Origin of the sequence: Enterobacter sp. CGMCC 5087 (assembly GCF_003144775.1) — a bacterium.
In the GTDB taxonomy this organism is placed as follows: domain Bacteria; phylum Pseudomonadota; class Gammaproteobacteria; order Enterobacterales; family Enterobacteriaceae; genus Enterobacter; species Enterobacter cloacae_M.
On record NZ_QFXN01000103.1, the window covers coordinates 1 to 10,521 of the forward strand.

The following is a 10,521-nucleotide window of genomic DNA, read 5'->3' on the forward strand; positions in this document are numbered from 1 at the left end:
TCTTTCGGCAGCAGAAGCACCTGAAGCTGCTGCTCCATCTCTTCAGAACGCGCTTTCGCATCCTGCAACTCTTCCTGCGCCATCTCACGCATTTCAGGATCGTCGAGCATCATCTGCGCGGTTTCGATATCTTCCTGAACCTGTCGCCAGTCGGTAAAGCATTTAGAAACATCACTTAACTGCGCGTATTCACGCGAGAGCGCGCGAAAACGTTCCTGGTCCGCAATGGTACCGGCATCCCCGAGCAGCGCCTGTACTTCTTCATGGCGCTCGTGCAGAGCTTCCAGTTTAGCGACGATAGAAGGCTTCATAGGCGTAAGTGCACCTTGTCTTAGAAAATGGGTATAGGGCGCTATTCCAGCCCGAGGCTGTTGCGCAGAATAGTCAGGCGTTCATCATCCCCGTCACGGGCAGCCTGCTGAAGAGATTTGGTTGGTGCATGGATCAGGCGGTTGGTCAGTTTCCACGCCAGATCCTGCATAATTGCATTTGCGTCGCCGCCCTGTTCAAGGGCCGCTAACGCTTTGGCCGTCAGGTCATCACGCACCTGCTCCGCCTGCCCGCGGTACTCGCGGATGGTCTCGCTGACGCTTTGCGCGCGCAGCCAGGCCATAAACTCACTGGTTTCCTGCTCAACGATGGTTTCCGCCTGAACCGCCGCCGCTTTACGCTGGGCAAGGTTGTGCGAAATGATGCTTTGCAGGTCATCCACGCTGTAGAGATAGGCGTTAGGCAGCTTGCCCACTTCCGGCTCAACATCGCGCGGGACGGCGATATCCACCAGCAGCATCGGCTGATTACGGCGGGACTTCAGCGCACGCTCCACCATCCCTTTTCCGATAATCGGCAGCGGGCTGGCGGTTGAGCTGATGATAATGTCCGCCTCTTTCAGGCGTTCATCGATGTCGCTCAGGGCAACCACCTCTGCACCCACTTCATCCGCCAGCACCTGCGCGCGTTCGCGGGTGCGGTTTGCGATAATCATCTTTTTCACTTTATGCTCGCGCAGATGGCGCGCCACAAGTTCGATGGTTTCGCCCGCGCCCACCAGCATCACGGTAACGGTAGAAAGGGATTCAAAGATTTGGCGTGCAAGGGTGCAGGCCGCGAAAGCAACAGAAACCGCACTGGCACCAATGTCGGTTTCGGTTCGCACACGCTTCGCCACGGAGAATGACTTCTGGAACATGCGCTCCAGCTCGCTGGCCTTCAGATGCCCTTTTTGCGAATCCGCAAACGCTTTTTTCACCTGCCCCAGAATTTGCGGCTCGCCCAGCACCAGTGAATCCAGCCCGCTGGCGACGCGCATCAGATGGCTGACGGCATCGTTGTCCTGATGCCAGTACAGGCTGTTGCGCAGCTCGTCTTCATTGAGATTGTGGTAGTCGCATAGCCAGCGGATCAGCGCTTCGTGCAGGTTGTCCTGCTCTTCCACGCTTAAATACAGCTCGGTACGGTTGCACGTCGAGAGCACCACGCCACCCTGCACCATAGGCTGTGCAAGCAGGCTGTCCAGCGCCAGGTCAAGCGTGTCCGGCGAAAACGTCACGCGTTCTCGCAGCGAAACCGGAGCCGTTTTGTGGTTGATGCCGAGTGCTAATAGGGTCATGTTGAGCGGGAGTAGTACCAGCGTTAATAAGGTTAGCAGAACGCATCATACAGGATGCGCGAGATCAATAAAAGGGACTGCCCCCTTTCGGAGTAATAGGTTACACAACCCTTTGAGATAATTTGAACGTAGACGGTAGCCCCCTTCGACGCTAGCATTAACAGTTATAACTGCAACGTATCTCAAGGATTTGTCCTCATTATGACCCGACTGATTCGCCTGCTGCCGCTGGCAGCACTGGTTCTGACCGCGTGTTCCGTCACCCAACCAAAAGGCCCGGGCAAAAGCCCTGATTCACCGCAGTGGCGTCAGCACCAGCAGGACGTCCGTAATTTGAACCAGTACCAGACCCGCGGCGCTTTCGCTTATCTCTCTGACGAACAAAAGGTTTATGCCCGCTTCTTCTGGCAGCAGACGGGGCAGGACAACTACCGCCTGCTGCTGCTGAACCCGCTGGGCAGCACCGAACTGGAGCTTATCGCCAAACCGGGCGAAGCGCAGATCACCGATAACAAAGGCCAGCACTATACCGCGACCGATGCCGAAGAGATGATTGGCAAGCTGACAGGGATGCCAATCCCGCTCAACAGCCTGCGCCAGTGGATCCTTGGCCTGCCGGGTGAGGCAACTGACTACACCCTTGACGACCAGTACCGTCTGAGCCAGGTGAACTACACCCAGAACGGCAAAACCTGGAAAGTGGTGTATAGCGCCTATGACAGCAAGAGTAAACCGTCGCTGCCATCAAACATGGAGCTGACCCAGGGCAGCCAGCGTATCAAGCTGAAAATGGACAACTGGATCGTTAAATGATGACCCACTGGCCCTCTCCGGCAAAGCTGAACCTGTTTTTATACATTACCGGCCAGCGTGCTGACGGGTACCACACCCTGCAGACGCTGTTTCAGTTTATTGACTATGGCGACACGATCTCTATTGAACTGCGCCAGGACGGGCAGATTTGCCTGCTAACGCCGGTCGAAGGCGTGGCGCATGAGGACAACCTGATCGTTCGCGCCGCGCGTCTGCTGATGAAAGCCGCGGCGGAATCGGGCCGTCTGCCCGCGGGAAGCGGTGCGGATATTCGTATCGAGAAACGCCTGCCGATGGGCGGCGGTCTGGGCGGTGGATCATCCAACGCCGCCACCGTGCTGGTTGCGCTGAACCACCTCTGGGGCTGCAGGCTGTCGAAGGACGAACTGGCAGCCCTGGGCCTGACGCTGGGGGCGGATGTCCCGGTGTTTGTGCGCGGTCATGCGGCCTTTGCTGAAGGCGTGGGTGAGATCCTCTCCCCGGCTGAGCCGCCGGAGAAGTGGTATCTGGTTGCCCACCCTGGCGCGAGTATTCCGACCCCGGTCATCTTTAAAGATCCTGACCTGAAAAGGAATACCCCGGTTCGGTCAATAGAAACGTTATTAAATTGTGAATTCAGCAACGATTGCGAGGATATCGCAAGAAAACGTTTTCGCGAGGTTGATGCGGTGCTTTCCTGGCTGTTAGAATACGCGCCGTCGCGCCTGACTGGTACAGGGGCCTGTGTCTTTGCTGAATTTGACACCGAATCCGCCGCTCGTCAGGTGCTTGAGCAAGCGCCGGTTTGGCTGCATGGTTTTGTAGCACGTGGGATGAACACCTCCCCCCTACAGCAGACCATTCTGGCGCAGACTGAGTTTCGGTGACAACGTCACCCTGTTCCAGACGTTGCATCGCGCTCTTTAATACACCGCCTGGATAGCCTTCGCCTGGCCCGCACAGTTTGCGGCGAACGCTATCCACCACTGGACGCATGCCTGAGGTTCTTCTCGTGCCTGATATGAAGCTTTTTGCTGGTAACGCCACCCCGGAACTAGCACAACGTATTGCCAACCGCCTGTACACTTCCCTCGGCGACGCCGCCGTAGGTCGCTTTAGCGACGGCGAAGTCAGCGTACAAATTAACGAAAATGTACGCGGTGGTGATATTTTCATCATCCAGTCCACCTGTGCTCCAACGAACGACAACCTGATGGAACTGGTTGTTATGGTCGACGCCCTGCGTCGCGCTTCCGCAGGCCGTATCACTGCTGTAATCCCTTACTTCGGCTATGCCCGTCAGGACCGTCGCGTCCGTTCCGCGCGTGTGCCAATTACCGCTAAAGTTGTCGCTGATTTCCTGTCCAGCGTCGGCGTTGACCGCGTACTGACCGTTGACCTGCACGCAGAGCAGATCCAGGGCTTCTTCGACGTTCCGGTTGATAACGTATTCGGCAGCCCAATTCTGCTGGAAGACATGCTGCAGCTGAACCTGGATAACCCAATTGTGGTTTCTCCGGACATCGGCGGCGTGGTACGTGCCCGTGCTATCGCTAAGCTGCTGAACGATACCGACATGGCGATCATCGACAAACGCCGTCCGCGCGCAAACGTTTCTCAGGTGATGCACATCATCGGTGACGTTGCTGGCCGTGACTGCGTGCTGGTTGACGACATGATCGATACCGGCGGTACGCTGTGTAAAGCAGCTGAAGCGCTGAAAGAGCGTGGTGCCAAGCGCGTGTTCGCTTACGCGACTCACCCGATCTTCTCCGGTAATGCGGTAAATAACCTGCGCAACTCCGTCATTGACGAAGTGGTGGTATGCGATACCATCCCACTGAGCGACGAGATCAAAGCACTGCCAAACGTGCGTACGTTGACCCTGTCCGGGATGCTGGCCGAAGCGATTCGTCGTATCAGCAACGAAGAATCCATCTCAGCAATGTTCGAACACTAATCGAACACGGCCGAAAAACCCGCTGCGGCGGGTTTTTTTGTCTCCGGGTTTTATTTGTATGATTAATGCCTCCTTCACCTGCCATTCATATGACAGATGATGCGCATACGGATGATAGATAATTGTGAAAAACGTAGCCTCCTCACATGTTCTGCCCTTTCGCGCCCTCATCGACGCCTGCTGGAAAGAGAAGTACACCTCGTCACGCTTTGTCCGTGACCTGATTGCCGGGATCACCGTCGGCATTATCGCCATCCCGCTGGCGATGGCGCTGGCGATTGGCAGCGGCGTTGCGCCGCAGTACGGTCTGTACACCTCGGCCGTTGCCGGGATCGTCATTGCCCTGACGGGCGGTTCGCGCTTTAGCGTCTCCGGCCCGACCGCCGCCTTCGTGGTGATCCTCTACCCGGTTTCGCAGCAGTTTGGTCTGGCTGGCCTGCTGGTCGCCACCCTGATGTCCGGCGTATTTTTGATTTTGTTTGGTCTGGCCCGCTTTGGTCGCCTGATTGAATATATTCCCCTTTCCGTGACGCTGGGGTTCACCTCGGGGATTGGTATTACCATCGGAACCATGCAGATCAAGGATTTCCTCGGCCTGCAGATGCCCCACGTACCGGAGCACTATCTGCAAAAAGTGGGGGCGCTGTTTATGGCGCTGCCGACGGCCAACCTGGGCGACGCCGCCATCGGGATTGTGACGCTGGGCACGCTGATCGTCTGGCCTCGCCTCGGTATTCGTCTGCCGGGCCATCTGCCCGCGCTGCTGCTGGGCTGCGCGGTAATGGCTATCGTCAATATGTTCGGTGGTCACGTCGCGACTATCGGCTCGCAGTTCCACTATGTTCTGGCGGACGGTTCACAGGGTAGCGGCATTCCGCAACTGCTACCGCAGCTGGTGCTGCCGTGGGACATGCCCGGCTCCAGCTTTACCCTAAGCTGGGATTCCCTGCGAGCCCTGCTTCCCGCCGCGTTCTCTATGGCAATGCTGGGGGCGATTGAATCCCTGCTCTGCGCCGTCGTTCTGGACGGCATGACCGGCACCAAACACAAAGCCAACAGCGAACTGGTCGGTCAGGGATTAGGCAACCTCGTCGCGCCGTTCTTCGGAGGAATTACCGCAACGGCAGCCATCGCCCGTTCTGCGGCCAACGTGCGCGCGGGTGCAACCTCACCGGTTTCGGCGGTTATCCACTCCGTGCTGGTGATCCTCGCCCTGCTGATCCTCGCCCCGCTGCTCTCCTGGCTACCGCTTTCCGCCATGGCCGCCCTGCTGCTGATGGTGGCCTGGAACATGAGTGAGGCGCACAAGGTGGTGAACCTGCTGCGTCGCGCGCCGAAAGACGACATCATCGTGATGCTGATCTGCATGTCGCTGACCGTGCTGTTCGATATGGTTATCGCCATCAGCGTCGGGATCGTGCTGGCTTCTCTGCTGTTTATGCGCCGGATTGCGCAGATGACGCGCCTTTCCCCGGTTAACGTGGAGGTGCCTGACGATGTGCTGGTGCTGCGCGTGATTGGCCCGCTGTTTTTCGCTGCGGCTGAAGGATTGTTCAGCGACCTGGAGTCCCGCATCGCGGGCAAACGGGTTGTGGTGCTGAAATGGGATGCCGTACCGGTGCTGGATGCAGGCGGCCTGGATGCCTTCCAGCGCTTTGTGGCACGTCTGCCGGAAGGCTGTGAGCTGCGGGTGAGTAACCTGGAGTTTCAGCCGCTGCGCACCATGGCGCGCGCGGGCGTGCAGCCTATCCCTGGCCGACTCTCCTTCTACCCTAACCGTGAAGCCGCGTTAGCGGATCTGTGAATGACCTGATGCAGCGAAACGTCTCTGCATCATCACCCCGATCGCCTGCTGGAGCCATGCAAGCACGGCAGGCGTCATCCAGGTTCCTTTCATCAGGTGCGGCTCCTGCTGCATGGCCGTGCGAAACTTTTGCTGAGTCTCCGGGCTGGTGCCCGCGTAAGACTGGAACAATGTCAGCCAGTTTTCAGCCAGCTTTTGCGCATCGTCAGAGGCGGGGTCGGTATTTTCCCGCTGCGCCTGATGCAGTTTCGCCACCAGCGGCGGCCACTCCATCATGCGGTCAAAGTAGTGTGCCCGGGTAAAGGCTATCTCTTCGGCAGTGAGATACTTCTCCCATATGTTGAGCTTTGATTCCGCAAACGCGCGCGTGATGTAATCCGTCATCTCCGGCGTGATGCCGGTCTGCGCCTGCATCTGCGGTTCAACGCTGTGCATCTCGTTCAGCCGGGTGAGAAACTCCGGCTTGCCCGCCGTGTCCTGCTCCAGGCGTTCCATCCAGCGCGTCGCCAGATCTATCGCCCGCGCGTCAGTCGCGGGTATATGTTGCTGCAGAAGCGTCTTAGCCTCTGCAACCAGCCCTGACCAGATAGCCGCCAGCGCATCCTTCTGCACCGCAAACGGCAGCTGCTGTAACTCTTCTTTGCTAAACCAGCGATCGTACATATTCATTAACTCCAGAGTCTGTAGCCAGGATTCCAGATCCGGCGTCGCATCGTCGAGAAGCCCGGTCCGCAGCTCCACCAGCCGTTCGCGCAGCGTATGTATGCTGCGCAGCTGTTTATCCAGCAGCGTGATTTGCGCATCGAGTAGCTCGGTTAACGACAGCGACTCCTGTTCCAGGAAATCCCTGATTTCAGCAAGTTCCAGCCCCGCTTTTGCCAGCGCCTGGATCATGTGCAGACGCTGGACATCCGCCAGGTTGTAAAGCCGGTAACCTGCCGCGCTTCTGGCAGAAGGCAGCAACAACCCTGTTTGCTCATAGTGGTGCAATGTCCGCACGGTGATCCCGGCGCGTTTCGCCAGCTCACCCACCTGAATCAACATAACTGCTCCTTTTTCTTTGCCAGTGGCGCTACTCTGGAGCCTTACGTTACGTGAGGGTCAACCCTTGATGCAAAAAAAAACGACTCCCGCGGGAGCCGTTTCGGCGTTCTTTATCAGGCACTAGCTGTGCTTATGCTGATCGCGACGACAGCGTTTGTCGTAGTGGCGCACCCACCAGTATTTATCGCAGACTTCCTCATGCCCGCTCACGCGCGCCCCGGCCAGCCACAATACCGCACCAACGAAGATGCTCAATATCGCGCCGTGCGCGAAGTACTGCGGGAGGTCAATCTGAGGTAACTGATTTAAAATGGAATAACCCACGCCGGCTACCATCACGAACAGCCCCAATCCCATCAGTACGTTACCGAGTAACGAAGCGTTTTTGCGTTTCATGTGTCACCTCCGGAACTTTGGGTTGTCAGGGGAAAAGCCCCTAATCCTTGTGTGTAAAGTATAGACAACGCCCCTTTTATGAGTTGCGTGAATGATCACAATTACAGATAAGTCCCAAACAAAAGTTTACAAATAAGGCTTTGAACAGCTTGAAATTCTAATTGTTCAAATCAGAAATTATTCGTATTTCGTCGAGAAGATCGCAGAATTTTGTCAAGCGGCGCGCCAGACAGTAAACTACGCGCCAGATCTGGAACCCATTAGGAATTGAATCGTGACGATTAAACTGATTGTCGGCCTCGCCAACCCGGGCGCAGAATATGCGGCCACCCGCCACAACGCCGGGGCATGGTACGTCGATCTGCTGGCCGAACGGTTACGTGCTCCCCTGCGTGAAGAACCTAAATTCTTCGGGTATACCTCACGTATCAACCTTGCTGGCGCGGACGTTCGCTTACTGGTGCCTACCACCTTTATGAATCTGAGCGGTAAAGCCGTGGCGGCGATGGCAACGTTTTATCGCATCAATCCGGATGAAATTCTGGTCGCCCACGATGAGCTGGATCTTCCCCCTGGTGTGGCAAAATTCAAGCTGGGCGGCGGGCACGGCGGCCACAACGGCCTTAAAGACATCATCAGCAAGCTGGGCAATAACCCGAATTTCCACCGTTTGCGCGTGGGAATCGGCCATCCGGGCGATAAAAACAAAGTTGTCGGTTTCGTGCTCGGTAAGCCACCGGTTTCTGAGCAGAAACTGATTGACGAGGCGGTAGACGAGGCGGCACGCTGCACTGAAATCTGGCTGAAAGATGGGTTAACCAAAGCGACAAACCGCTTACACGCTTTCAAAGCGCAATAATCCGCCCGATACGGCTTTTTTACCGCGCGTCATGCGGGTTACGTGTATAATAGGCGTAGTTATTTACTTTTCATCAGTCGGTTATCGTTAACGGATTGATTATCAAGATATTAAGGTGATTTAGAAATGGGATTCAAATGCGGTATCGTCGGTCTGCCAAACGTGGGCAAATCCACCCTGTTTAACGCGCTTACCAAAGCGGGTATCGAAGCGGCGAACTTCCCGTTCTGTACCATCGAACCTAACACCGGCGTTGTGCCCATGCCGGACCCGCGTCTGGACCAGCTCGCGGAAATCGTTAAGCCGCAGCGCATTCTGCCAACCACCATGGAATTCGTGGACATCGCGGGCCTGGTAAAAGGCGCATCCAAAGGTGAAGGCCTGGGTAACCAGTTCCTGACCAACATTCGTGAAACAGAAGCGATCGGCCACGTTGTGCGCTGCTTCGAGAACGACAACATCATCCACGTTAACAACAAAGTGGATCCGGCTGACGACATCGACGTTATCAACACCGAGCTGGCGCTCTCTGACCTCGACACCTGCGAACGCGCGATTCACCGCGTGCAGAAGAAAGCCAAAGGCGGCGACAAGGACGCGAAAGCGGAACTGGCTGCGCTGGAAAAATGTCTGCCGCAGCTTGAAAACGCGGGCATGCTGCGCGCGCTGAAGAACCTGACTGAAGAAGACAAGGCGGCGATCAAATATCTGAGCTTCCTGACCCTGAAGCCAACCATGTACATCGCCAACGTTAACGAAGACGGTTTCGAGAACAACCCGTACCTGGACAAAGTGCGTGAAATCGCAGCGGCTGAAGGTTCTGTGGTTGTGGCGGTTTGCGCTGCCGTTGAATCCGACATCGCCGAGCTGGACGACGCTGACCGTGAAGAGTTCATGGCCGAGCTGGGTCTGGAAGAGCCGGGCCTGAACCGCGTAATTCGCGCAGGCTATGAGCTGCTGAACCTGCAGACCTACTTCACCGCTGGCGTGAAAGAAGTGCGTGCGTGGACGATTCCTGTAGGTGCGACTGCACCTCAGGCGGCTGGTAAAATCCACACTGACTTCGAGAAAGGCTTTATTCGTGCGCAGACTATCGCGTTTGAAGACTTCATCACCTACAAGGGTGAGCAAGGCGCGAAAGAAGCAGGCAAGATGCGTGCAGAAGGGAAAGATTACATCGTTAAAGATGGCGATGTGATGAACTTCCTGTTTAACGTTTGATTCGTCTTGAATGAAAAAAATCCACGCTTCGGCGTGGATTTTTTTTAAGTTAACGAACTTAAGCCCTCTTGCGCAGATAGAACTCAAGGTATTTTTTAGGTCTATCCTGAAATGCTCGTGCTTTGCCGTAATTATAAGCATCGTTAAAATATCTATACGCTTCATCGAATTGATTCAGCTCGTAACAGACCATGCCCAGGTCGATTAATGGTGCAGTGTCTATATCCGATCCACGTGTCCGTAATGTCGTCTCTCCCCATTTCTTTGCCTCAACGTAATCCGCGAGATCAAAATATGCGCTGTACATGCATGCAGAGATCCAGTTGGCAAATTCAGATTCGAGCTTTGGCTCAGGAAGAGTTTGCCAGGCCTTTTGGTATTGATCTAAAGCCTCGGCGTATTTTTGGTTGTCGTGTAACTCGTTTCCTTTTTCAATAGTTTTTGTTATAGATATTTTTATACTCAAGCGCATGTCCTTTTAAATAAAAATACTTTTCTAAGCAACAACCTAATTTAATAAAATGCATTACTAAATTATCATTTATATTATAAACTTATTACATTGCAATCGATCATTTTATAGCAAATCTTTTTAAGTATTAATGACTCTATAATATTCCAGTCACCTCCACCAAGCCCAGCGCCTATCCTTGGCATTTGTACTGAAAGGCGATTCACTAAAGCAAAGTCGGATAGTTTTTCAAGGCAATCTTCAAGGGATGCATAACATACGTATTGATTCTTATCATTGATATTTTTCTTTATACCATTCTGCGCATACATATTAGCAATAAATATCTGCTCTTGATCATCAACCTTGACAAAATCAACCGCCC

At 55.0% G+C, this 10,521-nt stretch carries 11 protein-coding genes and 1 pseudogene; 6 read left to right on the top strand and 6 right to left on the bottom strand.

Annotated elements, in window-relative coordinates:
- Together DEO48_RS09855 and hemA are read right to left on the bottom strand one after the other, a co-directional pair.
- The coding region (locus DEO48_RS09855; RefSeq protein WP_146198259.1) for a PCRF domain-containing protein at positions 1 to 311 on the bottom strand (311 nt) is incomplete at its 3' end.
- A 41-nt stretch (positions 312 to 352) separates the two neighbouring features.
- On the bottom strand, positions 353 to 1,609 hold the full coding sequence (hemA, locus tag DEO48_RS09860) for a glutamyl-tRNA reductase (protein ID WP_023335999.1): 1,257 nt from the start codon (positions 1,607 to 1,609) through the stop codon (positions 353 to 355).
- Positions 1,610 to 1,810: 201 nt separating this feature from the next.
- Between hemA and lolB the strand changes: the two genes are divergently transcribed.
- From lolB to dauA, 4 genes are all read left to right on the top strand, one after another.
- On the top strand, positions 1,811 to 2,422 hold the full coding sequence (lolB, locus tag DEO48_RS09865) for a lipoprotein insertase outer membrane protein LolB (RefSeq protein WP_109845046.1): 612 nt from the start codon (positions 1,811 to 1,813) through the stop codon (positions 2,420 to 2,422).
- On the top strand, positions 2,419 to 3,288 hold the full coding sequence (gene ispE, locus DEO48_RS09870; protein ID WP_109845047.1) for a 4-(cytidine 5'-diphospho)-2-C-methyl-D-erythritol kinase: 870 nt from the start codon (positions 2,419 to 2,421) through the stop codon (positions 3,286 to 3,288). The genes lolB and ispE overlap by 4 nt, the downstream gene beginning before the upstream one ends.
- 125 nt (positions 3,289 to 3,413) lie before the next feature.
- The gene (gene prs / locus DEO48_RS09880) at positions 3,414 to 4,361 is read left to right on the top strand and encodes a ribose-phosphate diphosphokinase (RefSeq protein ID WP_003856663.1); all 948 of its coding nucleotides are present in this window, start codon (positions 3,414 to 3,416) and stop codon (positions 4,359 to 4,361) included.
- Positions 4,362 to 4,485: 124 nt separating this feature from the next.
- Positions 4,486 to 6,165, top strand: coding sequence for a C4-dicarboxylic acid transporter DauA (gene dauA, locus DEO48_RS09885; RefSeq protein ID WP_109845048.1), 1,680 nt, complete (start codon positions 4,486 to 4,488; stop codon positions 6,163 to 6,165).
- On the opposite strand, the gene DEO48_RS09890 is transcribed toward dauA, so the two are convergent.
- Complete coding sequence (locus DEO48_RS09890) at positions 6,151 to 7,209, bottom strand: MerR family transcriptional regulator (protein ID WP_109845049.1); 1,059 nt, start codon at positions 7,207 to 7,209, stop codon at positions 6,151 to 6,153. The two genes, dauA and DEO48_RS09890, sit on opposite strands and share 15 nt — an antisense overlap.
- A gap of 120 nt (positions 7,210 to 7,329) precedes the next feature.
- Positions 7,330 to 7,605, bottom strand: coding sequence for a stress-induced protein YchH (gene ychH / locus DEO48_RS09895; RefSeq protein WP_023312132.1), 276 nt, complete (start codon positions 7,603 to 7,605; stop codon positions 7,330 to 7,332).
- 274 nt (positions 7,606 to 7,879) lie between these two features.
- Between ychH and pth the strand changes: the two genes are divergently transcribed.
- Together pth and ychF are read left to right on the top strand one after the other, a co-directional pair.
- Positions 7,880 to 8,464, top strand: coding sequence for an aminoacyl-tRNA hydrolase (gene pth, locus DEO48_RS09900; RefSeq protein ID WP_023336005.1), 585 nt, complete (start codon positions 7,880 to 7,882; stop codon positions 8,462 to 8,464).
- Positions 8,465 to 8,590: 126 nt separating this feature from the next.
- Positions 8,591 to 9,685, top strand: coding sequence for a redox-regulated ATPase YchF (ychF, locus tag DEO48_RS09905; RefSeq protein WP_010432886.1), 1,095 nt, complete (start codon positions 8,591 to 8,593; stop codon positions 9,683 to 9,685).
- A 58-nt stretch (positions 9,686 to 9,743) separates the two neighbouring features.
- On the opposite strand, the gene DEO48_RS09910 is transcribed toward ychF, so the two are convergent.
- Both DEO48_RS09910 and DEO48_RS09915 read right to left on the bottom strand, forming a co-directional pair.
- The gene (locus tag DEO48_RS09910) at positions 9,744 to 10,157 is read right to left on the bottom strand and encodes a hypothetical protein (protein WP_109845050.1); all 414 of its coding nucleotides are present in this window, start codon (positions 10,155 to 10,157) and stop codon (positions 9,744 to 9,746) included.
- A 74-nt stretch (positions 10,158 to 10,231) separates the two neighbouring features.
- A pseudogene (locus DEO48_RS09915) lies at positions 10,232 to 10,521 on the bottom strand (Appr-1-p processing protein); the annotation flags it as partial.

Bases quoted from the DNA above. Each gene is read 5' to 3' on its own strand.
- ychF (WP_010432886.1), top strand. From the start codon at position 8,591: ATGGGATTCAAATGCGGTATCGTCGGTCTGCCAAACGTGGGCAAATCC.
- ispE (WP_109845047.1), top strand. From the start codon at position 2,419: ATGATGACCCACTGGCCCTCTCCGGCAAAGCTGAACCTGTTTTTATAC.
- DEO48_RS09890 (WP_109845049.1), bottom strand. From the start codon at position 7,209: ATGTTGATTCAGGTGGGTGAGCTGGCGAAACGCGCCGGGATCACCGTG.
- hemA (WP_023335999.1), bottom strand. From the start codon at position 1,609: ATGACCCTATTAGCACTCGGCATCAACCACAAAACGGCTCCGGTTTCG.
- lolB (WP_109845046.1), top strand. From the start codon at position 1,811: ATGACCCGACTGATTCGCCTGCTGCCGCTGGCAGCACTGGTTCTGACC.
- DEO48_RS09910 (WP_109845050.1), bottom strand. From the start codon at position 10,157: ATGCGCTTGAGTATAAAAATATCTATAACAAAAACTATTGAAAAAGGA.
- ychH (WP_023312132.1), bottom strand. From the start codon at position 7,605: ATGAAACGCAAAAACGCTTCGTTACTCGGTAACGTACTGATGGGATTG.